General features: G+C 73.1%; 29 protein-coding genes. 16 read left to right on the forward strand and 13 right to left on the reverse strand.

Annotation, left to right across the window (positions count from 1 at the left end):
- Positions 1 to 503, reverse strand: a 503-nt coding sequence (locus IEY71_RS04360) for an SRPBCC family protein (RefSeq protein ID WP_189084044.1), incomplete at its 3' end; no start/stop codon positions are given.
- A 207-nt stretch (positions 504 to 710) separates the two neighbouring features.
- Positions 711 to 875: a hypothetical protein gene (locus IEY71_RS04365; RefSeq protein WP_189084045.1), complete on the reverse strand. Its 165-nt coding sequence runs from the start codon at positions 873 to 875 to the stop codon at positions 711 to 713.
- Positions 876 to 1,134: 259 nt separating this feature from the next.
- On the opposite strand from IEY71_RS04365, the gene IEY71_RS04370 reads away from it, so the two are divergent.
- The 5 genes from IEY71_RS04370 to IEY71_RS04390 all read left to right on the forward strand — a co-directional run bounded on the left by IEY71_RS04370 (position 1,135) and on the right by IEY71_RS04390 (position 5,512).
- The gene (locus IEY71_RS04370; protein WP_189084046.1) at positions 1,135 to 2,022 is read left to right on the forward strand and encodes an SDR family oxidoreductase; all 888 of its coding nucleotides are present in this window, start codon (positions 1,135 to 1,137) and stop codon (positions 2,020 to 2,022) included.
- Positions 2,023 to 2,034: 12 nt separating this feature from the next.
- On the forward strand, positions 2,035 to 3,030 hold the full coding sequence (locus IEY71_RS04375; protein ID WP_189084047.1) for a DNA topoisomerase IB: 996 nt from the start codon (positions 2,035 to 2,037) through the stop codon (positions 3,028 to 3,030).
- Between the two features lie 67 nt (positions 3,031 to 3,097).
- Positions 3,098 to 4,582 (forward strand): FAD-dependent oxidoreductase, encoded by a 1,485-nt coding sequence (locus IEY71_RS04380; RefSeq protein WP_189084048.1) that lies wholly within the window; start codon positions 3,098 to 3,100, stop codon positions 4,580 to 4,582.
- 137 nt (positions 4,583 to 4,719) lie between these two features.
- Positions 4,720 to 4,920, forward strand: coding sequence for a CsbD family protein (locus IEY71_RS04385; RefSeq protein ID WP_189084049.1), 201 nt, complete (start codon positions 4,720 to 4,722; stop codon positions 4,918 to 4,920).
- A 109-nt stretch (positions 4,921 to 5,029) separates the two neighbouring features.
- The gene (locus IEY71_RS04390; protein ID WP_189084050.1) at positions 5,030 to 5,512 is read left to right on the forward strand and encodes a YciE/YciF ferroxidase family protein; all 483 of its coding nucleotides are present in this window, start codon (positions 5,030 to 5,032) and stop codon (positions 5,510 to 5,512) included.
- Between the two features lie 70 nt (positions 5,513 to 5,582).
- Here IEY71_RS04390 and IEY71_RS04395 read toward each other — a convergent pair whose 3' ends face one another.
- The 4 genes from IEY71_RS04395 to IEY71_RS04410 form a co-directional block, all read right to left on the reverse strand.
- On the reverse strand, positions 5,583 to 6,839 hold the full coding sequence (locus IEY71_RS04395) for a Dyp-type peroxidase (RefSeq protein WP_189084051.1): 1,257 nt from the start codon (positions 6,837 to 6,839) through the stop codon (positions 5,583 to 5,585).
- A complete protein-coding gene (locus IEY71_RS04400) occupies positions 6,839 to 7,420 on the reverse strand; it encodes a copper chaperone PCu(A)C (RefSeq protein ID WP_189084052.1) in 582 nt (193 codons plus the stop codon). The genes IEY71_RS04395 and IEY71_RS04400 overlap by 1 nt, the downstream gene beginning before the upstream one ends.
- A complete protein-coding gene (locus IEY71_RS04405) occupies positions 7,417 to 8,067 on the reverse strand; it encodes a copper resistance CopC family protein (protein ID WP_189084053.1) in 651 nt (216 codons plus the stop codon). The genes IEY71_RS04400 and IEY71_RS04405 overlap by 4 nt, the downstream gene beginning before the upstream one ends.
- Before the next feature lie 137 nt (positions 8,068 to 8,204).
- Complete coding sequence (locus IEY71_RS04410; protein WP_189084054.1) at positions 8,205 to 8,819, reverse strand: hypothetical protein; 615 nt, start codon at positions 8,817 to 8,819, stop codon at positions 8,205 to 8,207.
- Positions 8,820 to 8,892: 73 nt separating this feature from the next.
- Between IEY71_RS04410 and cmtR the strand changes: the two genes are divergently transcribed.
- From cmtR to IEY71_RS04430, 4 genes are all read left to right on the forward strand, one after another.
- A complete protein-coding gene (cmtR, locus tag IEY71_RS04415; RefSeq protein WP_189084055.1) occupies positions 8,893 to 9,249 on the forward strand; it encodes a Cd(II)/Pb(II)-sensing metalloregulatory transcriptional regulator CmtR in 357 nt (118 codons plus the stop codon).
- Positions 9,246 to 11,216, forward strand: a complete 1,971-nt coding sequence (locus tag IEY71_RS04420) for a heavy metal translocating P-type ATPase (RefSeq protein ID WP_189084056.1) — start codon at positions 9,246 to 9,248, stop codon at positions 11,214 to 11,216. The genes cmtR and IEY71_RS04420 overlap by 4 nt, the downstream gene beginning before the upstream one ends.
- A 58-nt stretch (positions 11,217 to 11,274) precedes the next feature.
- Positions 11,275 to 11,706 (forward strand): hypothetical protein, encoded by a 432-nt coding sequence (locus IEY71_RS04425; RefSeq protein ID WP_189084057.1) that lies wholly within the window; start codon positions 11,275 to 11,277, stop codon positions 11,704 to 11,706.
- Between the two features lie 117 nt (positions 11,707 to 11,823).
- The gene (locus IEY71_RS04430) at positions 11,824 to 12,552 is read left to right on the forward strand and encodes a DsbA family protein (RefSeq protein ID WP_189084058.1); all 729 of its coding nucleotides are present in this window, start codon (positions 11,824 to 11,826) and stop codon (positions 12,550 to 12,552) included.
- Between the two features lie 12 nt (positions 12,553 to 12,564).
- Here IEY71_RS04430 and IEY71_RS04435 read toward each other — a convergent pair whose 3' ends face one another.
- From IEY71_RS04435 to IEY71_RS04445, 3 genes are read right to left on the reverse strand one after another with little or no spacing between them, the layout of a single operon-like run.
- On the reverse strand, positions 12,565 to 12,855 hold the full coding sequence (locus tag IEY71_RS04435) for a holin (protein ID WP_189084059.1): 291 nt from the start codon (positions 12,853 to 12,855) through the stop codon (positions 12,565 to 12,567).
- Positions 12,852 to 13,256 carry a hypothetical protein gene (locus IEY71_RS04440; protein WP_189084060.1) on the reverse strand — a complete coding sequence of 135 codons (405 nt, stop codon included), beginning with the start codon at positions 13,254 to 13,256 and terminating at the stop codon, positions 12,852 to 12,854. The genes IEY71_RS04435 and IEY71_RS04440 overlap by 4 nt, the downstream gene beginning before the upstream one ends.
- A gap of 53 nt (positions 13,257 to 13,309) precedes the next feature.
- Positions 13,310 to 13,519: a hypothetical protein gene (locus IEY71_RS04445; protein ID WP_189084061.1), complete on the reverse strand. Its 210-nt coding sequence runs from the start codon at positions 13,517 to 13,519 to the stop codon at positions 13,310 to 13,312.
- A 129-nt stretch (positions 13,520 to 13,648) separates the two neighbouring features.
- Between IEY71_RS04445 and IEY71_RS04450 the strand changes: the two genes are divergently transcribed.
- Both IEY71_RS04450 and IEY71_RS04455 read left to right on the forward strand, forming a co-directional pair.
- A complete protein-coding gene (locus IEY71_RS04450; RefSeq protein ID WP_189084062.1) occupies positions 13,649 to 14,074 on the forward strand; it encodes a helix-turn-helix domain-containing protein in 426 nt (141 codons plus the stop codon).
- 22 nt (positions 14,075 to 14,096) lie between these two features.
- Complete coding sequence (locus IEY71_RS04455) at positions 14,097 to 14,549, forward strand: ImmA/IrrE family metallo-endopeptidase (protein ID WP_229781521.1); 453 nt, start codon at positions 14,097 to 14,099, stop codon at positions 14,547 to 14,549.
- A 36-nt stretch (positions 14,550 to 14,585) separates the two neighbouring features.
- On the opposite strand, the gene IEY71_RS04460 is transcribed toward IEY71_RS04455, so the two are convergent.
- From IEY71_RS04460 to IEY71_RS04475, 4 genes are read right to left on the reverse strand one after another with little or no spacing between them, the layout of a single operon-like run.
- Positions 14,586 to 16,037, reverse strand: coding sequence for a rhamnulokinase (locus IEY71_RS04460; protein ID WP_189084064.1), 1,452 nt, complete (start codon positions 16,035 to 16,037; stop codon positions 14,586 to 14,588).
- On the reverse strand, positions 16,034 to 18,106 hold the full coding sequence (locus tag IEY71_RS04465) for a bifunctional aldolase/short-chain dehydrogenase (protein ID WP_189084065.1): 2,073 nt from the start codon (positions 18,104 to 18,106) through the stop codon (positions 16,034 to 16,036). Before IEY71_RS04465 ends, IEY71_RS04460 begins: the two co-directional genes overlap by 4 nt.
- A 1-nt stretch (position 18,107) precedes the next feature.
- Positions 18,108 to 19,274: an L-rhamnose isomerase gene (rhaI, locus tag IEY71_RS04470; protein ID WP_189084066.1), complete on the reverse strand. Its 1,167-nt coding sequence runs from the start codon at positions 19,272 to 19,274 to the stop codon at positions 18,108 to 18,110.
- On the reverse strand, positions 19,271 to 19,639 hold the full coding sequence (locus IEY71_RS04475) for an L-rhamnose mutarotase (RefSeq protein ID WP_189084067.1): 369 nt from the start codon (positions 19,637 to 19,639) through the stop codon (positions 19,271 to 19,273). Before IEY71_RS04475 ends, rhaI begins: the two co-directional genes overlap by 4 nt.
- A gap of 151 nt (positions 19,640 to 19,790) precedes the next feature.
- On the opposite strand from IEY71_RS04475, the gene IEY71_RS04480 reads away from it, so the two are divergent.
- The 5 genes from IEY71_RS04480 (at position 19,791) to rhaS (ending at position 25,669) form a co-directional block, all read left to right on the forward strand.
- Positions 19,791 to 20,795: a LacI family DNA-binding transcriptional regulator gene (locus IEY71_RS04480; protein ID WP_189084068.1), complete on the forward strand. Its 1,005-nt coding sequence runs from the start codon at positions 19,791 to 19,793 to the stop codon at positions 20,793 to 20,795.
- Between the two features lie 153 nt (positions 20,796 to 20,948).
- On the forward strand, positions 20,949 to 22,463 hold the full coding sequence (locus tag IEY71_RS04485) for a sugar ABC transporter ATP-binding protein (protein ID WP_189084069.1): 1,515 nt from the start codon (positions 20,949 to 20,951) through the stop codon (positions 22,461 to 22,463).
- A gap of 50 nt (positions 22,464 to 22,513) precedes the next feature.
- Positions 22,514 to 23,494 carry an ABC transporter permease gene (locus IEY71_RS04490; RefSeq protein WP_189085068.1) on the forward strand — a complete coding sequence of 327 codons (981 nt, stop codon included), beginning with the start codon at positions 22,514 to 22,516 and terminating at the stop codon, positions 23,492 to 23,494.
- Positions 23,491 to 24,561: an ABC transporter permease gene (locus tag IEY71_RS04495; RefSeq protein WP_189084070.1), complete on the forward strand. Its 1,071-nt coding sequence runs from the start codon at positions 23,491 to 23,493 to the stop codon at positions 24,559 to 24,561. Before IEY71_RS04490 ends, IEY71_RS04495 begins: the two co-directional genes overlap by 4 nt.
- Positions 24,562 to 24,628: 67 nt before the next feature.
- Entirely contained in the window at positions 24,629 to 25,669 is a 1,041-nt protein-coding gene (gene rhaS / locus IEY71_RS04500; RefSeq protein WP_189084071.1) for a rhamnose ABC transporter substrate-binding protein, read from the forward strand.
- Positions 25,670 to 25,710: the final 41 nt, after the last annotated feature.

Consider the following 25,710-nt stretch of genomic DNA (forward strand, 5'->3'; position numbering starts at 1 on the left):
TCGCCCAGGGTGCCGTCACGGCCGAACTGCGGGGCAGCGCCCGGCGCCGCCTCGTGCACCTCGCCGCGCCAGGCGCCCGTCGGCGTCTCGCGGCGTTCGATGAACTCCTTGAAGTGCTGCAGGTCTCGCTTCACCAGCACGTCGTCGAGCTGCAGTGCGGCGCCCGCCTTCTCGACGAAGCCCTCGGGCTCCCACTCCATCGTCAGCTCCACGCGGGTACGGCCGTCGGCCTCCGGGCGGAACGCGACCCGGCCGCGGTGCTCGACCTCGCCCACGCTGCGCCAGGCGACGTGCTCGTCGGGGACCTGATCGGAGATCTCGGCGTCGAACTCGCGGCGCACGCCGCCGAAGCTCACCACCCAGTGCGTCAGCGTGTCGTCGACCTGGGTGATCTCGTCGACGCCGCTCAGGAACTCGGGGAACGACTCGAACTGCGTCCACTGGTCGTAGGCGGTGCGGACCGGCACGTCCACGTCGATGTCGGCGGTGATCGTGGTGCTCATCTCGGCGACTCCTCTCGTCGGTGTTCGGTTCGTCAGCGACGGTACGGAAGCCGGCTGGGGATGCCGAGGGGCTTGCGGATGCCGGAGCGAGCGGGTAGCGCGCGAGGCATCCGATCCGTCCCCCAACACACCGAAACCCCGGGGCGCCCGACCTTCATGGAAGTCGGGCGACCCGGGGTTCTGATGTCAGCTGGACGGGTCGGCGGCTCAGGCGCCGCGACGACCCGCGATCGATCGGATCAGCCAGCTGATCACGGCGATCGCCAGCAGCACGAGTCCCACCCACAGCAGGAAGTTCAGCGACTGCACGAGTCCGCCGGTGATCGCCAGGATGATGGCGATGATGACGATGATGATCAGCAGGATGTTCATTGGAACCCCTTCCTCGGGACGGCGCATCCGACGTGAATGCCCGATGGCAACACCTTCACGCTAGGGGAGTTCGGCAGCGGCGCTCTGGGGGTTGACGCGGGCGCTTCGGCCGTGCAAATACGCGAGAATCCGGGGGAGCCGGCCCGTTTGTCGTGGCAGCGGCCGAGTGTCAACCCCCTGCAGCGGCGCCCCCCGCGCTGCCTACCGTTGGTGCGTACACAGAGACGCGACGACGACGAAGATCGCCGAGGAGGAGACCATGGCACGCACCACGACCCTCATCGACCCCACCACGAAACACCCACGGGGTCCATTTCCGCGGCAGGAGCAATCCGCGCCCGGGGTGACGGCCGACATGACGCCGAAACCGGACCACGGCGAGGAGAGCTACCGGGGCTCCGGCCGCCTGCAGGGTCGTCGCGCGCTCATCACGGGCGGCGATTCGGGCATCGGCCGCGCGACGGCGATCGCCTTCGCCCGCGAGGGCGCCGACGTCGCGATCGGCTACCTCGAGTCGGAGCACGCCGACGCGGAGGAGACCGCCCGCTGGATCGAGGACGCGGGCAGCCAGGCGCTGCTGCTGCCGGGGGATCTGCGTTCGGAGGCGCACTGCGAGCAGATGATCGAGCGCGTGAGCTCGACCTTCGGCGGCATCGACCTGCTCGTGCTGAACGCGGCGCATCAGCGCGACCGCGGCGGCATCGACGAGATCCCGACCGACGACTTCGAGACCGTGATGCGGGTGAACCTGTTCGCCCCGGTCTTCCTCGCGCGGGCCGCCGTGCCGAAGCTGCGCCCCGGTTCGAGCATCATCACCACCGCGTCGATCCAGGGCTTCGACCCCTCGTCGCGGCTCGTCGACTACGCCATGACGAAGGCGGCGCTCGTCGCGTTCACGAAGGCGCTCGCCGAGGAGCTCGGGCCGCGAGGCATCCGCGTCAACGCCGTGGCGCCCGGCCCCATCTGGACCCCGCTGATCCCCGCGACCGGATGGCCCGACAAGCTGCCGCAGTTCGGCAAGAACACGCCGCTGGGCCGGGCCGGGCAGCCGGCCGAGCTCGCCGGCGCGTACGTCTACCTGGCGTCGGAGGACGCTTCCTACGTCTCGGGCGCGATCCTGCCGGTCACCGGCGGGCGCGGCCTCTGACGGAGGCCGGGGATGCCGCGGCTGCGCCGGGTGCAGCCGTACACCTCGCCCGGCTACCAGCGGCGGCGCCGCGGCTCCGGCTTCGAGTACCGGCACGCCGACGGCGGGCTCGCCGGCCGCGCCGAGCGGCGGCGCATCGAGGAGCTCGCCATCCCGCCCGCCTGGACGGAGGTCTGGATCGCGGAGGCCCCGAACGCGCACATCCTCGCGGTCGGGGTCGACGCGGCGGGGCGGCGGCAGTACCGGTACCACCCGGCCTGGCGGGAGCGGCAGGACGCCGAGAAGTTCGAACGGATGACGGAGCTCGCCCGCGTGCTGCCCGACGCCCGCCGCTCGGTGCGGCGGCAGCTCGCGGCGGAGGGGCGCGGGCGGGCGCGCGCGCTCGCCGCGGCGTTCCGCACGCTCGACCTCGGGGCGCTCCGCGTCGGCGGTGAGGAGTACCTGCTCGCCGCGCGCACGCGCGGCCTCACGACGCTGCTCATGCGCAACGCGAGCGTCGAGGGGGAGCTCGTGCGGCTGCGGTTCCGGGCGAAGGGCGGGGCGCTGCACCGGATCGAGCTCGCCGACGCGGGCCTCGTCGGCTTCGTCGAATCCGGGGCGGATGCGCGGCCGAGCTCGCGGCTCTTCAGCTGGCGGGCGGAGGCGGCGGCCCGGGCCGGGCTGCGGGCCGTCACCGCGAGCGAGGTGAACGACGACATCCGCGAGCGCACGGGCGGCGACTTCACGGCCAAGGACTTCCGCACGCTGCGCGGCACGCTCGCCGCCGCGGAGCACCTGGCCGCCGAGCGGCCCCTCGCCACGAAGCGGGCGAGGAGCGCGGCCGTCCGGGGCGCGTACGTCGCGGCATCCGAGGTGCTGCACAACACCCCCACGATCGCGAAGTCGAGCTACGTCGACCCGCGCGTCGTGCGCGCCTACGAGTCCGGTTTCGTGCTCGAGACGAGCCGACGGCCCGAGGCGGCGCTCGTCGCCCTCCTCGAGGAGGAGCGCGTCGACGAGGCGGGCTGAGGCGCGACTCGCCCGCGGGTCCTGTCAACCCCGTGCGGAACCGCGGCGGCTCGCCGACCATGGGGCCATGACCTCGATCTGGGATGCCTCGGCCGTGCCGCAGCTGGATGACGGCCAGGGGCCGCCGCCGGAGGAGTGCGACGTCGTCGTGGTCGGCGCCGGCGTCGTCGGGCTGAGCGCCGCCGTGCGGCTCGCCCGGGCCGGCCGTCGGGTCGCGGTCGTCGCCGACGGTGAGCCCGGCAGCGGCACCACGGGGCGCTCGACCGGCAAGCTGACCCTGCTGCAGGGCACCCGGCTCAGCCAGGTGCGGCACGGCGCCTCGCTGGAGGTCGCCGGCGCCTACCTCGAGGCCGGGCGAGTCGGCCTCGACTGGCTGGCGGCGCTCGGCCTGCCGGAGGGCGAGGCGTGGCGCACCGCACCCGCATACACGGCTGCGACCACCGAGGACGGCGCGGCGAAGGTGCAGGCCGAGTTCGAGACGGCGAGCGCACTCGGTCTGCCCGTGCAGCGCGCGGATGCCTCGGAGTCGCCCTTCCCGGCCGAGCTGGTCGTGCGGCTCGACGGGCAGCTCATGGCCGACCCCATGGTGCTCGTGGCGCGGCTCGTCGAGGAGGCCGTCGCCGCCGGCGCGATCTTCGTCACGGGGTGCCGAGTGACCCGCGTGGAGGTGGACGGTGACCTGGTGCACCTGACCACGGAGCGCGGGTCGCTGCGGGCCGGCCACGCCATCGTCGCGACCGGCAGCCCCATCGTCGACCGCGGCGGCGACTTCGCCCGCCTCAAGGCCTCGCGCTCGCGGGTGGCCGTGTTCCGGGTGCCGAGCGGAACCCTGCGCGGCATGCACCTGACGGTCGACGCCGAGCCGCGCTCCCTGCGCCCCGTCACGCGCGACGGGGTCGACTACCTGCTCGCGGCGGGCTCGGCCTCGGTGGTCGGCCGGGCGCACTCGACCGCCGCGCTCGCCGAGGAGCTGCGGGCCGCCGTGCTCGAACGCTTCCCCGAGGCTGAGCCGGTGGCGGAATGGGCCGCGCAGGACTACGAATCGCTCGACGGAGCGCCCTACGCCGGTCCCGTCGGCAGCGCTGGTCGCATCCACGTCGCGACGGGGTTCGGCAAGTGGGGGCTGACGGTCGGCGCCGCCGCCGCGCTCGGGGTGGCCGAAGGCATCCTGGATCACCGCCCGGACTGGGCGGACCGGCTCTTCGACCGGCGTCCGACGCTCGGCGACGCGGCCACGGCGATCAGCTGGAACGCCCAGGTCGCCGGCCGGCTCGTGAGCGGGCTGGCGTCGAGCGCGGTGATCGGCGATCGCGAGCTGGAGGAGGGCGAGGGCCGGGTCGAGGTCGAGGGCGTGCATCCGGTCGCGGTGAGCCGAGTCGGCGGCACGGAACGGAAGGTCTCGGCGATCTGCACCCACCTCGGCGGCGTGCTCGCCTGGAACGACGCGGAGTGCAGCTGGGACTGCCCCCTGCACGGGTCGCGGTTCGCCGCCGACGGCCGCCGCCTCGAGGGGCCGGCCGAGCGCGACCTCGAACCCCGCGCGCGACCGTGAGCGGCATCCCGCGCGCGCATTCCACATCGTCCGGGAGCTGTCAATCCCTTGGCCGTCCGCGCGGGGTGGTGCGACCGTGGAGTGGTCGGCGCCGAACGGGCGCCGAAGGGCGAACCGACATCGAGGGGAGACCGACCATGGGACTCGGAGACAAGGCCAAGCACGCCGCTGAGGAGCTCGCCGGCAAGGCGAAGCAGGGCATCGGCAAGGCGACCGGCAACGAGGAGCTCGAGGCCGAGGGCCGCGCCGAGGAGGCGAAGGCCGACCTCAAGCAGGCCGGAGACAAGGCCAAGGATGCCGGCAACGACGTGAAGGACGCCTTCACGGGTCGGGACTGATCGCAACGCGTGAGGCCCGGGTCGACCGCAGGTCGCCCGGGCCTCTGCCGTTCGCCGGACCGGCCGGCACGACCAGCACGATCAGCATGTATCCAGGGGAGGAGACGACATGCCCAAGCAGACACTCGAGAGCCCGCAGGACCTCCTGCACTTCCAGCTCCGCACGGCGATGACGATGGAGAACGACTCGCTCGCGGCGCTGCAGGAGCTCGCGGGGGCGGTGAAGAGCGCGGAGATCCGCAAGCTCTTCAAGCACCACCAGGACGAGACCAAGGAGCAGATCGCGAACCTGCAGGAGGCGTTCCGCCTGCTCGAGTTCAAGGAGTCCACGGCTCCCTCGCCGAGCACGAAGGGCATCAGCAAGCAGGCGGCGTCACTGCTCGAGCGCAGCGCCCCGAAGCTCCGCGACCAGGTGGCGCTCGCGAGCGCCCTCGGCAACGAGCACTACGAGATCTCGGCCTACGAGGGCCTGATCATCCCCGTCGCCGCGATGGGCGCGACCGACGTCGAGCAGCTGCTGCGGGCGAATCTGGAGCAGGAGCAGCACACCAGCGAGGAGCTGCGAAAGACCCTGCAGACACTCGTCGGCTGAGCCCGGCGACTGCACGACGACGTGCCCGACTTCCACGGAAGTCGGGCACGTCGTGTGCGGCGCGGGGCAGCTAGGCGGATGCGGCGAACAGGGTCTCCCCGATGAAGCCGCCCTCCTCGACGCCGGGCGGGATCGCGAACACCGCCGAACCGATCGGCGTCGTCCACTCGTTGAGCAGATCGAGCTCGTCGAGCCGGCGCTGCAGGGGCACGAACTGCCGGTCGACGTCGGCCTGGAACGACGCGAACAGCAGGCCGGAGTCCGAGATCGCCCCGCCCGCCGGTGCGGCGTCGTAGTTGTACGCCCGCCGGTGGATCCGCTCGCGGGGGTCGTCGGAGCGCGCTCGCCGCAGGTGCGAGAACTCGGGGATGACCGGGAAGCCGATCGCCGTCTTCGCCTCGAAGTCCGGCTCGTCGTGCTCCTCGGTCCCGGTGAGCGGCGCGCCGTTCCCGAGATACCGGCCGACCGATTGCTCGCGACCGCCCCGATCGAGCCGGTCCCAGCGGTCGAGATCCATCCGGATGCGCCGCAGCACGAAGCCCGTGCCGTGCTGCAGCCAGCCGCCGTCCGTGCCGACCCAGACGAGCTCGTCGAAGTCGGCGTCGCCCGGCCGGGGGTTCACCGTGCCGTCGACCTGGCCGAAGAGGTTCCGCATGGTCGTGCCGTCGGGCACCGATCCCGCCGCCCGCCGGAATCCGGACTGCACCCAGCGCACGCCGGCCGCGCTCCGGGCGTCCTTCAGCAGCATCCGCAGCGCGTGCGCGACGGTGAACGGGTCGTCCGCGGCGATCTGCAGCAGCAGGTCCCCGCCGGACCAGGCGGGCTCCAGGCGATCGATGCCGAACGCCGGCAACGGCCGCAGCCACGCCGGCGCCGCGGCCGGGGCGACGCGGCGCACGAGCTCCGGACCGAAGCCGAACGTCACCGTGAGCCGCGCGGGCACCTCCGCGAGCTCGGGTTCGGAGTCGGCGAGCGCGGGCCGGCCCTGGGTGAGCCGGGCCGCGTCGTCGCTCAGCACCGAGAGCAGCCGGCGGATGCCGTCGCGGTCGGTCTGCGGCGCCAGTTCGAGCGCGACGAAGGCGGCGTGCGCCTGCGGGGTCGTCGCGATGCCGGCCTGGTGGCGGCCGTGGAACGGTACCGTCGCGGTGCCGAGCGCCGGGGCGGCGGCGGGGCCGGCGTCGCCCGCCGGGGCTCCGCCGCGCTCGGCGCCGGAGCGGATGAGGGCGTCCGCCCCCACCGTGGCCGCCGCGCCCAGGCCGGCGACGGCCCCTCCGAGGAGGAGCCGCCGCCGGGTCAGCCCGCGGCGCGCGTCGGACTCGGAGCGCATCAGTGCCCCGAGCCGTGCCCGGCGTCGCCCAGGTCCATGCCGTCCATGTCGCCGCCCTCGTAGTTCTCGTTCGCGCCCGCGTAGTCCTTCGCCGGGGCGGTGAAGGTGGTGCTCGAGCCGTCGGCGAAGGTCAAGGTGAACTCGTACTCCTCGCCCGCGAGGATCGGGCCGGCGAGCTCCATCAGCATGAGGTGGGAGCCGCCGGGCGCGAGGCTCAGCGAGCCGCCGGCGGGGATGACGAAGCCGCCGTCCTTCTCGCGCATGACCATCTCGCCGGTCTCGTTCTCGACGGTCTCGTGCAGTTCGACGCGGCCGGCCAGATCGGTCTCGGCGGACACGACGGTGATCGGCTCCGGCCCGGCGTTCTCGAGCTCGCCGAACGCGGCCGACATGGCCTCGTCGCCGGCCTTCACCCAGGCGTCGGTCACGGTGAGGTGCGACGCCTCGGTCGCCGCGGGGCCGGCGCTCGCCGCCGGAGCGGCGGTGCCGGCGCAGGCGCTCAGGAGGAGCGCGGCCGCGGCCGCGAGGGCGAGGCCGGCGGTGCGGCGGGTGCGTGCGATGGTCGTCGGTGCGGTGGTCATTCGTGGTCGTCCTTCGTTCGTTCGTCGAGGTGGTTCGTCGCTCCGGCGCGTTTCCGGCGGGCGAGGTGCACCGCGAGCCAGATCAGCAGCGCGGCGCTCGCGCCGCCGGCGGCGAGGAGCAGGGTTCGGATGGTGGGATCGAGGCCCGGGTCGGGCGCGGATGCCTCGGCGGACTCGTCCGGCGCAGGCGTCGTCGGCGCGGGCGCCGCGGCGTCCGGATCGGCCGGGGGTGCGCCGGCGGGCTCGCTCGCGGCCGGGGCATCCCCGACCGTGAACGGGATGAGCCCGGTGATCGGGTGCCCGTCGGACGAGACGACGCGCCAGCGCACCTCGTATCGTCCGTCGGGCATCCCGCCGCGGAGTTCGGCGCGCACCGTGTCGCCCTCGAGCGACACGGCCGAGGCCGTCCAGTCGGCGCCGTCGGCGTCGGACACGACGATCGCCGCGCCGAGCGGCAGCACCTCGTCGGAGAAGCGCAGCGAGACGTCGCTCGGTGCTGCGGCGAGCGCCTCGCCCGTGGCGGGCGTGCTGCCGAGGAGCTCGTCGTGCGCCGCGGCGGGCAGGGCCTGCGCGAGGCTCAGGGACGCCGCCAGCGTCGCGCCCGCGAGGGACGCGACGAGGAAGCGGCGCCCACGGTGGGTGGGCATGGAATTCCTCCAGGGGTCGCCGCCGCGCGGGCGCGCGAGGGCGCCGCGCGACGCGGTCGGATACGGCTCGTGCCGTGCCGACGGGCGCGCGGGCGTCGACCGGCGCGCGAGGCGGCCGGTCGCTCCGGGAGCGTCGGTTACGGCGTGAGGAGCCGCGGCGGACCGCGCACCGGGGCGACCGGATCGGCCGTGCGCCGGCGCGGCGCGGCCAGCGTGAAGACGCCGGCGACGAGCGGCGGCACGGGTCGCGGCGACAGCTCAGCGGAGACGCGCGGCAGGACGGCCGCCCACACGCGGTCGCGGACGGCGACGATCGCCTGGAGCACCCGCTCGCCCTGGTACAGCGCGGCGATGGTGAGCACCGCGGCGAGGGCGTGGGCGGCCCACATGTCGGGCTGCGCGTGGGCGAGGTGCACGCTCGGCTCGGCGAGGGAGACCGCCCCGCCGTGGCCGGCGTGCGCGGCGCCGGCCGCCTCGGCCGTCGACCGGGTGAGCGGGCCGGGCGTGCCGAGCACGAACAGGCTGTGGAAGAGGGTCTGGCTGATCGCGACCGAGAGGCTCAGCCGGACGAGCGAGAGCCGCCGCCCCGCGAGCAGGACGCAGACGAGCAGCGAGAGCGCGAACGGCACCGCGACGCCGGCGAAGCCGGGCAGCGCGCCGCCGCCGAGCAGGTGGCCGAAGAGGGCGACGAAGGTGGCGACGGACGCGGCGAGCAGCCCCCGGAGGGTGCGACCGCGCCTCGCTTCATGCACGGGACCATCCTCGCAGACGCGGTCGCCGTGCTGAGCCTGGTGGATGCGTCAGCTGTCGCTGTATAGTCATTGAATGCTGACCAGTGCGACCCGCCTCGACGTGCTCAACCGGCTGGGCCGCGCGATGGCCGATCCGACCCGCTCGCGCATCCTGCTCTCCCTGCTGGAGGCTCCGGGCTACCCGGCCGAACTCGCCCGCGAGCTCGAACTGACGCGCACGAACGTGTCGAACCACCTGGCGTGCCTGCGCGGCTGCGGCCTCGTCGTGGCTGCACCCGAGGGCCGGCGCACGCGCTACGAGATCGCCGACCCGCACCTCGTCCGGGCCATCGGCGAGCTCGTCGAGACCGTGCTCGCCGTCGACGACGGTGCGCCCTGCCTCGACGAGCACTGCGACGTGCCGCTCTGCTGCGGGCCCGGCGCCGCATGAGCGAGGAGTGCTGCGGCGGCGTCGGCGAGCTCGCGCCTTCCGGCAGCGCCGACGACCACGCCGCGCACGACGACGCCCACCCGGAGGCGCCGCGGCCGCCGTGGTGGCGCGACCCGGCGCTGCTCCCCTCGGCGATCTCGGGCCTCGCCCTCGTCGCGGGCACCGCGCTCGACTGGGCCGGCCTCGGCATCCCGGGCCTCGCCCTGCAGTGGCTCGCGCTGCTCGCCGGCGCGTGGACCTTCGTCCCCGGCGCGATCCGGCGGTTGCTCCGCGGCCGACTCGGCGTCGGGCTGCTGATGACGATCGCGGCGACCGGGGCCGTGCTGCTCGGCCACGTCGGCGAGGCCGCCGCGCTCGCCTTCCTGTTCTCCCTCGCCGAGGCCCTCGAGGACCGCGCGATGGACCGCGCCAAAGAGGGCCTGCGCGCCCTGCTCGCCCTCGTGCCCGAGCGCGTCCGGGTGCTCCGATCGGGCGGCGAGTTGCTGATCCCGGCGCCCAGGCTGCACACCGGGGACCTCCTGCTCGTGGGCGCGGGCGAGCGCATCGGCACTGACGGCGTCGTGGTCGAGGGCCGTTCGGCGGTGGACGCCTCCGCCGTGACCGGCGAGTCGATCCCGATCGCGGTCGGGCCGGGCGACCGCGTGCCCGCCGGCGCGATCAACGGCACCGGCACGCTCCGCATCGAGGCCACCGCCGACGGCCGCGACAACTCGCTCACGCAGATCGTCGCCCTCGTCGAGCAGGCGCACGCCCGCAAGGGCGAGCGGGCGCGGCTCGCGGACCGCATCGCGCGCCCGCTCGTGCCCGCCGTGCTCGTGGTGGCCGCGCTCGTCGCCCTCTTCGGCTTCGTCGTCGGAGACCCCGGCACGTGGATCGAGCGCGCGCTCGTGGTGCTCGTCGCGGCATCCCCGTGCGCGCTCGCGATCGCGGTGCCCGTCACCGTCATCAGCGCGATCGGCTCGGCCTCGAAGCTCGGCGTCGTCGTGAAGTCCGGCGAGGCCTTCGAGCGGCTCGGCACGATCCGCCGCGTCGCCGTCGACAAGACGGGCACGCTCACCCGCAACGAGCCGCGGGTCGTCGACGTGCGGCTCGCCCGAGGCCGGGATCGCGACCGCGTGCTCGCCCTCGCGGCCGCGCTCGAGGCGGGCAGCGCCCACCCGCTCTCCGCGGCCGTCACCGCCGCGGCGCCCCGGCCGGCCGGCCGCGGCGGGTTCGGCGGGCTTCGCGCGAGCGAGGTCGTCGAGGACGCGGGGCACGGCATCGCCGGCCGCGTCGACGGCGTGCGCGTGCGCGTCGGCAGCGCCCGCTGGCTCCCGCCGGCGGGGCTCGAGGCGGATGCCGAGGCGATGGCCGCGGCCGGTATGACGGTCGTCGTGGTCGAACTGGACGGCGAGGTCGCGGGCCTCCTCGGCGTGCGCGACGAGCTCCGGCCCGAGGCCGCCGAGACGATCCGGATGCTCGCCGAGCAGGGCATCGATGCGGTCATGCTCACCGGCGACGACCGACGGACGGCGCGTGCGCTGGCCGCACAGGCGGGCATCGCCGAGGTGCACGCCGAGCAACTGCCGGCCGACAAGGCCGCCGCGGTGCGGGCGATGCTCGCCGAACGGCCCACCGCCATGGTCGGCGACGGCATCAACGACGCGCCCGCCCTCGCGACCGCGACGGTCGGCATCGCGATGGGGGCGCACGGCTCGGCGGCCGCGGTGGAGTCCGCCGACGTCGCGTTCACGGGGCACGATCTGCGGCTGCTTCCCGTCGCCTTCGCGCACGCCAGGCGGGGCCGGCGCATCATGACGTGGAACATCGGGCTCGCGCTCGCGATCATCGTCGTGCTGTTCCCGCTCGCGCTGCTCGGCGTGCTCGGGCTGGCGGGCGTCGTGCTCGTGCACGAGGTCGCGGAGGTCGTCGTGATCCTGAACGGCGTCCGCGCCGCTCGCCGACCCCGCGCGCTCGTCCGCCCCTGAGGATCCGTCCGGGCCGGTTTGCTATCTTGGCCGGGACCCCGACCCCCAGGGAGCCCCGGTGCCGACGCCCTCGACCGCGCTCGTGCCGCTGCGTGCGGCGCTGCTCGCGATGCTGCTCGTCGTCGGGGCCTGCGCGGCGCTCCTGTTCGGGCACGCGCTCGAGACGGGGCACGGCGGCCCGGCGGTCCACGGCCCGAGCCTCAGCGCGGTGGCCGACGGGGGCGTCGCGCCCGCGGCATCCGCGGTGTCCGAGGCATCCGCGTCGTCTGCTGCGCCGGTGGCGCCCGATGGCAGTGGGGAGGGTCTGCTGGCGCTCTGCCTCGGCGTCGGCTGCGCGATCGTGCTGCTGCTCGCCGGCCTGCGCCTGCGCGCGGCGCCGCTGCTGCTCGCCCGGAGGCTCGGCGCTGCCTGGTGGCGCCCGCTGCCGCGCCCGCTCGCGGCCCCGGCCCCGTCGGTGGCGCTGGACGCGCTCGGCATCAGCCGGACCTGAGCCGCGCCCGACTCCACGACCGCGCGAGCCCGACCGGCTCGCCCTCCGGGCCCCCGCCCGCCCCGTTTCCCCGCCGTCCGGCGCCGCCTCGCCGCGCCATCCCTCCGAAGGACCCTCATGTCATCGCACACCCCCGCATCCGCCCGCCGCAGCCGCCGGGTGCTCTGGATCAACCTCGCCCTCATCGGCGCGTTCCTCGTGGTCGTCGGCCTCGCCTTCGCCTTCCTCCGCCCGAGCGGCGCACCGCCCGCCCCCGGCGCCGCCGACCCGGAGACCCCGGGCGCGAGCGCGCCGCCCACGCTCCGCGACGACAGCCACGTGCTCGGCGAGCCCGGGTCGAGCGGGGTGACGGTGGTCGAGTTCCTCGACTTCGAGTGCGAGGCGTGCGGGGCGTTCTACCCGCTCGTCGAGTCGCTCCGCGAGCAGTACGCGGGCGAGGTGACCTTCGTCGCCCGGTACTTCCCGCTCGACGGCCACCGCAACTCGAAGACGGCGGCGGTCGCGGTCGAGGCCGCGGCGCAGCAGGGCGCGTTCGAGGCGATGTACGCGAAGCTCTTCGAGACCCAGGCGGCGTGGGGTGAGCAGGCCGACTCGAAGGCCTCGCTGTTCCGCGAGTACGCGGCGGAGCTCGGTCTCGACCTCGCGGCGTACGACGCCGCGGTCGCCGACCCGGCGACGCTCGAGCGCGTGCAGTCGGACCAGGCCGACGGCTACGCGCTGGGCGTGCAGGGCACGCCCACCTTCTTCATCGACGACCGGATGGTCCAGCTGCAGAGCTACGACGATCTCGGCCTCGCCATCGACGCCGCGCTCGAGCAGCGCGATGGAGACAAGGGTGTGGGCTGAACTAGGCGGTAGTTAATTCCGAGGGCTGAATTTTGTCTGCATGCGCTCGGACGGTGAGGCCGGGGGTGACCCGGGCGATGCTGGAGTGGCTCCGTCGCCAGGAGACCCGCCCCGGAACGCGATCGAGCTGAGCAGCGAGGTCACGGCGGCCAGGGCGCCGACCGAGGCGAGCTGCACCGGATCGACCTGCAGGATGCCGGTCACCCCGGCCCCGAACGTGCCGATCGCGGCCTGCGCGAAAGTCGCGATCGCGCGGTCGGCGGCGTCGATCCAGAACTGCCGATCGGCGTACTTCGAGGTCACGGTCGGCTCCAGGGGGCTCGGCGGCGGGGGCGTGGGGTCGGGGCGCAGTGCTCCGGGTCTGCGCCCGGGTCCGTGGGCGGGCCCGAGCTCAGCTCGTCGCGGAGCTCGTCGTGCAGTTCACCGTGTAGCTCCTCGTGCAGTTCGTCGTGCAGCCGCTCGTGGTCGTCCTCGACCTGGCGGCGCAGTCGGCGCATCGAGGCGTCCGTCCGCTCCATGAATCCCGGCAGGGTGCCGAGCGCCTCGACCAGGGCGACCACTCGACGCAGCCACGGCCAGAGCCGCACGAGCAGCCGGATCACGAGCACGAGCGCGGCGACGCCCAGGGCGAGCTGCAGCAGATCGATGCCCTCGAGCCAGTCGGCGACGGCGGCGAGCCAGTCGGGGGAGATGGGGTCGGTCATGGGGTCCTCCGTTCTTCGGGCTATGAGGTGAGGCGGGCGGGATGGGGTGCGGCTCAGCGTCGGCGCGCGTGGCGGGGTGCGCGGTCGTGGCAGCCGCGCGGGCAGTTCAGCTCGTAGCCGCAGCGGCCGAGCATCGCCTTCGTGCCGCGGCGGCACTTCGCGCAGCACGGGGTCGGCTCGGCGGTCGCGTCGAGGTAGGCGATGATGCGCTCGAACTCGAGGTCGCGCATGGCGGTGATGGTCTTGTCGGGGATGCGGTTCATCCGTGGCTCCGTTCCGTTCGATCATGCGTTGCATGGATGCAATGCAGTTGCGTGAGATCAATATGCGGGATGGCTTGCACGAATGCAAGCCGATTGCGGCGCGTCGTCATCCGCCGTACGCTGGAGCCCGTGGATGAGCGGATTCGGTGGAGCAGCTACCTCGACGCGACGAGCGACGGTGTGCGGAACAGTGAGATCGCGCGACGTGCCGGCGTCGACCCGGCCACGGTCGGACGGTGGCGCAGCGGCTCGACGGATCCCAACCCCAGGCAGGTCGTGGCGTACGCGCGCGCCTTCGGGCGGCCGCCCGTCGAGGCGCTCATCGCCGCCGGGTACCTGACCGCCGAGGAGGCCGAGGTGCCGGTCGCCGTCGCGCCCGCCGATCCGCTCGCCGCCGTCTCGACGGGCCGCCTGCTCCGCGAGGCGCTGCGCCGGGTCGAGGCGGATGCCGCCGCCGGTGTCGGCGGCGACACCGAAGATGACTACGAGTTCACGCCGGAGGCGCCGTCGCCCGACGACTACCGCCTCGCGGCACGAACGGGAACTCGCAAGTAGCACGACCGCATCGGGGGATCGGGTGAGGGCATTGGTTCGGGTGGCGGCCGCGCTCGGCGTACGCCTGCACGCCACCCATCTCGACGAGCACACGCTCGGTCTCTACTCGCCCGACGAGCAGCGCATCTACTTCGACATCCGGCTCACGCCGAACGAGCGGCGGGTGACGATCGCGCACGAGCTCGGCCACGCCTACTACGGGCACGACCACTCCAACCCGAAGCACGAGCGGCAGGCCGAGGTGTTCGCCGCGGAGCTGCTGATCGACCCCGAGGAGTACGCCGAGCTCGAGCGCGTCGACCCCGACCCGCACCGCCTCGCCGACGACCTCGGCGTGACGGTCGAGCTCATCCGCACCTACGAACGGCACTGCCTCGAACGGGTGCGGGGGGTCACCCACGCCCGCCCGCGGATGGGCGCCGGGCAATGGGAGTACCGCGGCGTGCGAGCGGACGCGGAGTCGGCGAACGGCTGAGCGACGGGGGCGCGCCTCGGGCCCGATCGCTGCGGCTCAGCGGCGAGGCTCGAAGCGCCGCGGTTCGTGCGTGCGCGCGACGAGGTCCCGCAGGGCCTCGAGCGAACCGTCGACGAATCCGGCGGTGCGCGCCTGCACGAGCAGGTTGCCGAGCGCGGTCGCCTCGACCGGACCGGCCAGCACGGGCACCCCGGCCCGGTCGGCCGTGCGCTGGCAGAGCAGGGCGTTCTGCGCCCCGCCGCCGACGAGGTGGATGGTGCGCAGCTCGAGTCCGCCGAGCCGGGCGGCGGTCGCCGCGGCATCCGCGAACGCCTGGGCGAGCGACTCGACGATGGCGCGTGCGATCCCGGCGCGGGTGCTGGGCGCGGCGAGCCCGTGCTCGGCGCACCACGCGCCGATCCGCGCCGGCATGTCGCCGGGCGGCAGGAACCGCGGATCGTCGACGTCGAAGACCGGCACGGAGCCCGCGGGCACCTCGGCGGCGGCCGCGAGCAGCGCGGGCAGCTCGACCGCGTGCCCCTCGCGCTCCCAGCCCCGCACCGTCTCGCTCAGGATCCACAGGCCCATCACGTTGTGCAGCAGGCGCACCCGCCCGTCGACGCCGCCCTCGTTCGTGAAGTTCGCGGCGAGCGCTTCGGGGGTGCGCACCGGGTGCGCCACCTCGACCCCGACGAGGCCCCAGGTGCCGCAGGAGATGTACGCCGCGGAATCGGCCCGCATCGGCACGGCGACGACGGCCGACGCCGTGTCGTGCGAGCCGACGGCGACGACGTCGGCCGCGCCGCCGAGCGAGTCGGCGACCGCGGGCAGCAGCGCGCCGACGCGCTCGCCGGGGGCGACCAGCGGCGGCAGCAGCTCGCGCAGCCCGGCCGGCAGCCCGATCCCGGCGATGAGCTCGTCGTCCCAGGCCTGCGCCGACCAGTCGAGGAGGCCCGTCGTCGAGGCGTTGGTGAGCTCGGCCCTGGCCTCGCCGGTGAGCCAGTAGCCCAGCAGATCGGGCACGAGCAGCGCCCGATCGGCGAGCGCGAGCACCTCGGCGGGCTCGGCCGCGAGCTGATAGAGCGTATTGAACGGCAGGAACTGCAGGCCGTTCCGGGCGAACAGCTCGGCGTGCGGCATCCGCTCGTGCACCGCCGCGACGCCGCGCGCGGTGCGCTCGTCGCGGTAGTGGAACGGGATGCCGAGCAGGCGGCCCTGCCGCAGCAGCCCGTAGTCGACCGCCCAGGAGTCGATGCCGATGCTCGCGATCCGGGGCTCCAGGCGGAACGCCTCCCGCAGGCCCGCGAGCACCTCGCCGTAGAGGCCGAGCAGATCCCAGTGCAGCCCGTCGCCGGCGAACACCGGGGTGTTCGGGAAGCGCGCGACCGTCGTCGCCTCGAGCGTGTCGGGGCCGACGCGGCCGAGCACGACCCGCCCGCTCGTGGCGCCGAGATCGACCGCCGCGACCGTGCCGGCCGGCCGCGGCGCGCCCCCGCGGGCGCCGGTCATCGCAGGAAGGCGGCGGCGACGCCCGAGTCGACGGGGATGTGCAGGCCGGTGGTGCGGCTGAGCTCGGGGCCGGTGAGCACGTACACGGCGTCCGCGACGTTCTCGGGCACGACCTCGCGCTTGAGGATCGTGCGGTTCGCGTAGAACTGGCCGAGGTCCTCCTCGTCGACGCCGTAGGTCGCGGCGCGGTTCGCGCCCCAGCCGGAGGCGAAGATGCCCGAGCCGCGCACGACGCCGTCGGGGTTGATGCCGTTGACGCGCACGCCGTGCTCGCCGAGCTCGACCGCGAGGAGGCGCACCTGGTGCGCCTGATCGGCCTTCGTCGCCGAGTAGGCCACGTTGTTCGGCCCGGCGAACACCGAGTTCTTCGAGGAGATGTAGACGATGTCGCCGCCGAGCTTCTGATCGATGAGCACGCGGGCGGCCGCCTTCGACACGAGGAAGGAGCCCTTGGCCATGACGTCGTGCTGCAGGTCCCAGTCGGCCTCGGTGGTGTCGAGCAGCGGCTTCGAGAGCGAGAGCCCCGCGTTGTTCACGACGAGGTCGACTCCGCCGAAGGCGAGCACGGCGGTGTCGATCGCGGCCCGGACCGCGTCGGCGTCCGCGACGTTGGCGGCGACGCCGATCGCGACGTCGGTGCCGCCGAGCTCCGCGGCCGCGGCGCGCGCCTTCTCGAGGTCGAGGTCGGCGACGACGACGCACGCGCCCTCGGCGGCGAGGCGGGTGGCGATGGCCTTGCCGATGCCGCTGGCCGCGCCGGTGACGAACGCGATCCGCCCCTGGTGCGACTTCGGCTTCGGCATCCGCCGCAGCTTCGCCTCCTCGAGCGCCCAGTACTCGATGCGGAACTTCTCCGCGTCGGAGATCGGGGCGTAGCTCGACACCGACTCCGCGCCGCGCATCACGTTGATCGCGTTCACGTAGAACTCGCCGGCGACCCGGGCGGTCTGCTTGTTCGCCCCGTAGGAGAACATGCCGACGCCGGGCACGAGCACGATGAGCGGGTCAGCACCGCGCATCGCCGGGGTATTCCCTGAGCCCGTCGAAGGGTCGCTCGCGTGCGCCTCGTAGTACGCGCGGTAGTCGGCGCGGTACGCCTCGTGCAGCTCCGCGAGGCGGGCCAGCTGCTCCTCGAGGCTCGCCGTGGCGGGCAGGTCGAGGATGAGGGGCCTCACCTTGGTGCGCAGAAAGTGATCGGGGCAGCTCGTGCCGAGCGCCGCGAGCGCGGGCGCCTTCTCGGAGGCGAGGAAGTCGAGCACCGCCGCGGAATCGGTGTAGTGCCCGATCATCGGTTTCTCGCTCGAGGCGATCCCGCGGATGGCGGGGGCGAGCGCCGCGGCGCGCGCGTGCCGCTCCTCCTCGGGCAGCGCCTCGAAGCCGGGGCGCACCCCGCCGAAGGGGTGCGGGTCGCCGTGCTCGGCGAGGTACGCCGCGGCCGTGTCGATGATCCACCGCGAGTTCGCCTCGGCCTCGTCGGAGGTGTCGCCCCACGCGGTGATGCCGTGCCCGCCGAGGATCGTGCCGATCGCCTGCGGGTGCTCGGCCTTGATCGCGGCGATGTCAAGGCCGAGCTGGAACCCGGGGCGGCGCCACGGCACCCACACGACGCGGTCGCCGAAGATCCGGGCGGTCAGCTCGGGGCCGTCGGCCGCCGTCGCGATCGCGATCCCGGAGTCCGGGTGCAGGTGGTCGACGTGCGCGGCATCCACCAGTCCGTGCATCGCCGTGTCGATCGACGGCGCCGCACCGCCCGTGCCGTGCAGGCAGTAGTCGAACGCGGCGACCATCTCGTCCTCGTGCTCGACGCCACGGTACACGCCCCGGAGCGCGCGCATCCGGTCGAGGCGCAGCACCGCGAGGCCCTCGGGCTTCAGGGTGCCCAGATCGCCGCCCGAGCCCTTCACCCAGAGCAGCTCGACCGGCTCGCCCGTCACCGGGTCGGCGGCGACGCCCTTGGCGGAGGTGTTGCCGCCGGCGTAGTTCGTGTTCCGCGGGTCCGCGCCCAGCCGGTTGCTGCGCGCGATCAGCTCCGCGACGGCCGGGTTCGTCGACTCGTTCGGCTTCGTCATCTCAGGCCCCCCATCCGGCCTGCACGCCGCCGACGCGCTCTTCGGCGATCCGCTGCTGGTAGCCGGAGGCGAGGTAGGCGGCCATCGGGTCGCCGGCGAGCCCGCGCTCCTCGCGCCAGGCGGCGAGCTGCGGGCGCACATCGGTGTAGAAGGCATCCATCACGACCGCGTTGGCGGCGAGCACGTCGTTCGCCTCCTGCGCGGCGGTGAGCGCCTCGCGGTCGATGAGCAGTGCGCGGGCGGTCATCTCCTGAACGTTCAGCACCGAGCGGATCTGGCCGGGGATCTTGTCCTCGATGTTGTGGCACTGGTCGAGCATGAACGCCACCTCGGGGTTGTTCAGGCCGCCGCCGCGGATGACCTCGGCGAGGATGCGGAACAGCTGGAACGGGTCGGCGGCGCCCACGATGAGGTCGTCGTCGGCGTAGAAGCGGCTGTTGAAGTCGAAGGAGCCGAGCTTGCCGAGGCGCAGCAGCTGCATCACGATGAACTCGATGTTCGTGCCCGGCGCGTGGTGGCCGGTGTCGAGGCAGACCATGGCCTTCTCGCCGAGGGCGCTCACCTGCGCGTAGCTCGTGCCCCAGTCCGGCACGTCCGTGTGGTAGAACGCCGGCTCGAAGAACTTGTACTCGAGCACGAGGCGCTGCTCGTCGCCGAGGCGCGCGTAGATCTGCTGCAGGGAGTCCTGGAGCCGGTCCTGGCGGTCGCGCATGTCGTTCTGCCCGGGGTAGTTCGAGCCCTCGGCGAGCCAGATCTTCAGGTCGCGCGAGCCGGTCTCGTCCATGATGTCGATGCACTCGAGGTGGTGGTCGATCGCCTTGCGGCGGATGCGCGCGTCGTGGTGGGCGAGGGCGCCGAACTTGTAGTCCTCGTCCTGGAAGGTGTTCGAGTTCACGGTGCCGAGCGTCACGCCGAGGTCCTCGGCGTGCCGGCGGAGGGCGTCGTAGGAGTCGACCCGGTCCCAGGGGATGTGCAGCGCGACGACGGGGGCGAGCCGCGTGTACGCGTGCACCTGCGCGGCGTCGGCGATCTTCTCGAATGGGTCGCGCGGGGTGCCGGGCGTCGCGAACACGCGGAAGCGGGTGCCGGAGTTGCCGAACGCCCAACTGGGCAGTTCGACCGACTGCTGGGCGAGGGCGGAGAGGTGCTCGGTGGAGAGGGCGGTCATGATGCGGGGCTTTCGTGGTCGGTGGCGGCGGAGGCCGTCAGCTGGTCGTGCAGGTTGAAGACTTCGACGAGGGGCGTCGCGGCCTGGTCGGCGCGGCCCTCGAGACCGACGAAGAACTCGGCCATGGATGCCTCCCAGCGGGCGGCGACGGGGGAGTCGGCCAGGTACGCGCGGGCCGCCTCGTCGTCGTCGGTCTCGTAGTAGCCGAAGAGGGTGCAGCGCTCGCGGTCGAGGAAGATCGAGTAGTTGCGGCGGCCGGCCGCCGCGATCTCGCGCAACAGCTCCGGCCACACCGGGGTGTGCCGCTCGACGTAGGCGTCGAGCAGTTCGGGGCGCACCTGGAGGGTGAACGCGACGCGGGGCATGGCACTCCTTCGTGGGCTCGCGGGGGTTCGAACGGCCCGGTCGACACCGAAATGAATCGATCCAGCCGTGAATCGTTTCAAACTGTAATGTGGTCCCCAAGGATCCGTCAAGCGATCCGCCATCACCGAACATCAGGGCGAGGGGCCACCTATGTCAGTGAGCGTGAAGGACGTCGCGGCCGCCGCCGCGGTGTCGGTCGGCACGGTGTCCAACGTGCTGAACCGCCCGGACAAGGTGGCGCCCGCCACGGTCGCGCGGGTGCAGGCCGCGATCGACCGGCTCGGCTTCGTGCGCAACGACGCGGCGAGGCAGCTGCGAGCCGGCCGGAGCCGCAGCATCGGCCTCGTCGTGCTCGACAGCGCCAACCCGTTCTTCGCCGAGGTCGCCCGCGGGGCGGAGGAGCGCGCCGCCCGCGAGGGCATGGCCGTGCTGCTCGGCAACAGCGACCAGACGCCGAGCCGCGAACGCGCCTATCTCGAGCTCTTCCGAGAGCAGCGGGTCAACGGCGTGCTGCTCACGCCGACCGACCTCGAGGCGAGCGCCGTGCGCCGGCTCGCGGACAGCGGCATCCCGCTCGTGATCGTCGACGGCGAGCTACCGGGCGGCGGGGTGCCGTCGGTCGCGGTCGACGATGTGCAGGGCGGCATGCTGGCCGTCGCGCACCTGCTGGAGCAGGGGCGTCGGCGCATCGCCTACATCGGCGGGCCGCATTCGATCCGCCAGGTGGCCGACCGCCTCGAGGGCGCGCGGCGCGCCCTCGCCGGTGTGCCGGAGGCGACGCTCGAGGTGATCGAGCTCGACGCGCTGACGGTGCTGCACGGCCGGGACGCCGGCGAGGAGATCGCCCGGCGGTCCGCGGCCGACCGGCCCGACGCTGTGTTCTGCGCGAACGACCTGCTCGCGGTCGGCGTGTTGCAGGGCACCGCGATCCTCGGCGAGGTGCGGGTGCCCGACGACCTCGCCCTCATCGGCTACGACGACATCGACTTCGCGCAGTCCGCGGTGGTCCCGCTGTCCTCGGTGCGCCAGCCGGCTCGGGCGATCGGGGCGGCGGCGGTCGAGCTGCTGCTCGAGGCGCTCGACTCCGAGGGCGCGGCCATCCGGCACGTCCGCTTCCAGCCCGAACTCGTCGTGCGGGCGTCGACCGGCCCGTGATCCAGGGTCGCCCCGCCAGTCCGGGGGTCGTGTCCGATCCGTGACTTGACCGACGGGCGACGGATGCCTACAGTTGCCCTGAATCGAAAGTGAATCGATTCACACCGATCCACTGAACCACTGATCCCCCAACCCTCAACGAGGAGGAACCCCGTGCCGAGCACTGACGCACCCGTGGTCCTCGAGCTCTCGGAGGTCGTCAAGTCGTTCGGCGCCGTCGTGGCGCTGCGCTCCGCCAGCCTGCGGCTGCAGGCCGGCTCGATCCACGCCCTCATCGGCGAGAACGGCGCCGGCAAGTCCACGCTCGTGAAGATCGTCGCCGGCCTCTACCGCCGCGACGCCGGCGAGTTCCGGCTCGACGGCGAAGACGTCGACTTCACCTCCACCGCCCAGTCGAAGGCCGCGGGCGTCGCGGTCATCTACCAGGAGCCGACGCTCTTCCCCGACCTCTCGGTCACCGAGAACATCTTCATGGGCCGCCAGCTCACCGGCCGCTTCGGCCGGATCGACCGCAAGGCGATGCGGCACGAGGTCGAGCGCCTCTTCACCCGGCTCGGCGTCGTCATCGACCCCGACCGCCCGGCCGAAGGCCTGTCGATCGCCGACCAGCAGGTCATCGAGATCGCCAAGGCCGTCTCGCTCGACGCGAAGGTGCTGATCATGGACGAGCCCACCGCGGCCCTGTCCGGCGTCGAGGCCGAGCGCCTGTTCGCGATCGCCCGCAGCCTGCGCGACGAGGGCCGCGGCCTCATCTTCATCTCGCACCGCTTCGACGAGGTCTTCGCGCTCTGCGACACCGTCACCGTCATGCGCGACGGCTCGTACATCGCCACGACCCCGATCGCCGAGACCACGCCGGGCGAGCTCGTGCGCCAGATGGTCGGCCGCGAGGTCACCGAGCTGTTCCCCAAGCAGGAGACGGTCGTCGGCGAACCGCTGCTCGAGGTCGAGGGCCTCACCTCGCCCGGCGTCTTCCACGACATCAGCTTCACCGTGCGCGCCGGCGAGATCGTCGGGCTCGCGGGCCTCGTGGGCGCCGGCCGCAGCGAGGTCGCGCGGGCGGTGTTCGGCGTGGACCAGTACCGCGAGGGCACCGTCACGCTCAAGGGCCGGCGCATCCGCCGCGGGCGACCCACCGAGGCCATGCGCGCCGGCCTCGCCCTCGTTCCCGAGGACCGCCGCAAGCAGGGTCTCGTCATCGACTCCGGTGTCGGCCGCAACATCACCATGGCGATCCGCCGCGAGCTCTCCCGCTTCGGCCTCATCACGACCGGGCTGGAGAACCGCGCGGCCCGCGTCTGGGCGAGCCGGCTCGAGGTGAAGTCCTACGCGCTCGACACCGTCGCGGCGACGCTCTCCGGCGGCAACCAGCAGAAGGTCGTGCTCGCCAAGTGGCTCGCGACGAAGCCCGACGTGCTCATCGTCGACGAGCCCACCCGCGGCATCGACGTCGGCACGAAGTCCGAGGTGCACCGCCTGCTCTCCGAGCTCGCCGGCCAGGGCATGGGCATCCTCATGATCTCCTCCGAGCTGCCAGAGGTGCTCGGAATGGCCGACCGCGTGCTCGTGATGCGCGAGGGGCGCATCACGGCCGAGATCGACCGCGCAGACGCCACCAGCGAGAACGTGATGTTCGCCGCCACCCACGCATCGGAGCAGCACTCGTGACCTCCTCTCCCCCCACCACGGTGATCCCCGTCTCCGGGATCACGAAGCACATCGGCGCCCTCGGCAAGGCGCGCGAGTTCGGCATCCTGATCGCCCTCGTCCTCGTGGTGATCGCCGCGACGACGATGAACCCGAGCTTCCTCTTCTCGACGGACGGCTGGCGCGATCTGCTGCTCACCCCGTCGATCCTGGTGCTCGTCGCCGCCGGGCAGGCGATCGTCATCATCACGCGCAACGTCGACCTCTCGGTCGGCTCCGTGATGGGGCTGTCGGCCTACCTCACCGGCCGGCTCTTCATCGACGTGCCCGGCCTGCCGATCCCCGTCGTCGTGCTCCTGGCGGTGCTGTTCGGCGCCTTCCTCGGGCTCGTGAACGGCTCGCTCGTCGCCTTCGCCCGCGTGCCCGCGATGGTGATCACGCTCGGCACGCTCTACGCCTACCGCGGCATCAACGTGATGTGGGCCGGCTCGACCCGCGTGAACGCCTCGGACATGCCGAAGGAGTTCCTCGCGATCGGCACCGGGCAGTTCCTCACCATCCCGATCCTCGCCATCGTCGCGTTCGTCATCCTCGCCGCCGCGGCCTGGTACATGCGCAACACGCGCGGCGGCCGCGAGTACTACGCGATCGGCTCCGACCCGGCCGCGGCCGAGCTCTACGGCCTGAAGGTCACCCGCCGGGTGCTCACCGCCTTCACCCTGTCGGGCGCGCTCGCGGGCCTCGCCGGCGTCTTCTACGTCGCGCGCTACGGCACCGTCAGCTCGCAGGCCGGCGCCGGCTGGGAGCTCGACGCCGTCGGCGCGGCCGTCATCGGCGGCGTCGCGATCACGGGCGGCATCGGCACCGTGTGGGGCGCCGCGATCGGCGCCGTGCTGCTGATGACCATCAACCGGGCGCTGCCGATCCTCGGCATCCCCGACTTCTGGCAGCGCGCCGTCGTCGGTGTGCTCATCATCGGCGCCATCGTGCTCGACCGCTGGCTCGCCGTGCGGCAGAGACAGCGACTCATCGAAGCGAGGGACGAGTCATGACCACCACGACCACCCCGGCGACCCCGCCCGCCACGACGAACCGGGTGAGCCGCGACTACGAGAAGCCGCTCTGGCGTCGGGTGCTGCTCACCCGCGAGATGGCGATCGTGGCGCTCCTCGTGCTCGTCGTCGCCTACGCGATGCTCACGGTTCGCGGCTTCGCGCAGCCGATCACGCTCAACTACCTGCTGCTCGACATCGCGCCGATCCTGCTGATCGCGCTGCCGATGACGCTCGTGATGATTACCGGCGAGATCGACCTGTCGGTCGGCAGCATGGTCGGCCTCGCGAGCGTCGTCACCGGTGCAGGCGTGCACGCCGGCCTGCCCTTCGAGCTCGCCGCCGTGCTCGCGCTGCTCGTCGGCGCCATCGGCGGCGCGTTCAACGGCTTCCTCGTGACCGTGGTCGGCCTGCCCTCGCTCGCGGTGACGATCGGCACGCTCGCGCTCTTCCGCGGTCTCGCGGTCGGCCTGCTCGGCACCACCGCCGTCACCGACTTCCCCGAGGGCTGGACGGCCCTCGCGAAGGCGAAGATCGCCGGCACGACGATCCCGTACATCATGATCCCGTTCCTGATCCTGCTCGTGATCTTCGTGGTGGTGCTGCACTTCACGCCCTTCGGTCGCGGCATCTACGCGATCGGGCAGTCGAAGGATGCCGCGCGCTTCTCGGGCGTGCACCTCGAGCGCACGAAGTTCCTGCTGTTCATGGCGGCCGGGCTCGTCGCGGCGTTCGCGGGCGTCTTCTACACCCTGCGCTTCGGCAGCGCCCGCGGCGACAACGCCACCGGCCTCGAACTGCAGGTGATCGCCGCGGTCGTGCTCGGCGGGGTGTCCGTCTTCGGCGGGCGCGGCCAGCTCTACGGGGTCGTCGCCGCCGTGCTCCTGATCGGTGTGCTCTCGAGCGCCCTCCGCCTCGCGAACGTCACCTCCGACGTCATCAACGTCATCACCGGCACGCTCCTGGTGGTCTCGGTCGTCAGTGCGAGCCTGCTCGCCTGGCTGCAGAAGGTCCGGCGACGACGCTCGGGCCCGGTCTCCTCCGTCGCAGCACCCACAGCATCTTGACGACGCTGCGCGTCCCCCGGCCGACGGCATCCGTCTCGGTCGCCAGCACGAAAGGAATGGAATAACAATGAAGTTTGCACACAAGCGTGCGACCGCCGTGGCCGCGGCCGCGGTGGCGGCTGCGCTCGCACTCTCCGGCTGCGCCGACACCGGCTCCTCGGGCGGAGGCGCGAGCGAGGGCAGCGGCGGCAGCGACAACCTCGCGATCACCTTCCTGCCGAAGAGCCTCGGCAACCCGTACTTCGACACCTCGAGCAAGGGCGGCAAGGCGGCCGTCGAGGAGCTCGGCGGCACCTTCGCCGAGGTCGGCCCGGCCGAGTCCGGCCCCGACGCGCAGGTGAGCTACATCAACACCGCCACGCAGCAGGGCGTCGGCTCCCTCGTCGTCTCGGCGAACGACCCGAAGGCGATCTGCGACGCCCTCAACGAGGCCCGCGACGCCGGCGTCAAGGTCGTCACCTTCGACTCCGACACGAACGCCGACTGCCGCGACCTGTTCGTGAACCAGGCGACCGCCGACGGCATCGCCAAGGTGCAGGTCGACCTCATCGCCGAGCAGATCGGCGACGCGGGCGAGATCGCCATCGTCTCGTCGACCGCGAACGCGACGAACCAGAACACCTGGATCGACAAGATGAAGGAACTGCTCGCGGCCGACCACCCGAACATCCAGCTCGTGGACGTCGTCTACGGTGACGACGACGAGCAGATCTCGTTCGACAAGACGGCGGCCGTGCTGCAGTCGCACCCGAACCTGAAGGGCATCGTCTCGCCGACGACCATCGGCATCTCGGCGGCCGCGCGCTACCTCTCCACCTCGGACTACAAGGGCAAGGTCGCGCTGACCGGCCTCGGCACGCCGAACCAGATGCGCGAGTACATCGAGGACGGCACCGTCACCGCCTTCGCCCTCTGGAACCCGGAGGACCTGGGCTACCTGTCGGCCTACGCCGCGGCGGCGCTCATCAACGGCGACATCACCGGCAAGGAGGGTGACACCTTCACGGCCGGCAAGCTCGGCGAGTACACCGTGGGCGCGGACGCCACCGTGCTGCTCGGCGACCCGTACGTGTTCGACAAGGACAACATCGACGACTTCGACTTCTGAGTCGTCGAGGGTCTCGTTCGACACCCACCCAGAAGCGCCCC

The organism is Agromyces mediolanus (assembly GCF_014648575.1).
In the GTDB taxonomy this organism is placed as follows: domain Bacteria; phylum Actinomycetota; class Actinomycetes; order Actinomycetales; family Microbacteriaceae; genus Agromyces; species Agromyces mediolanus.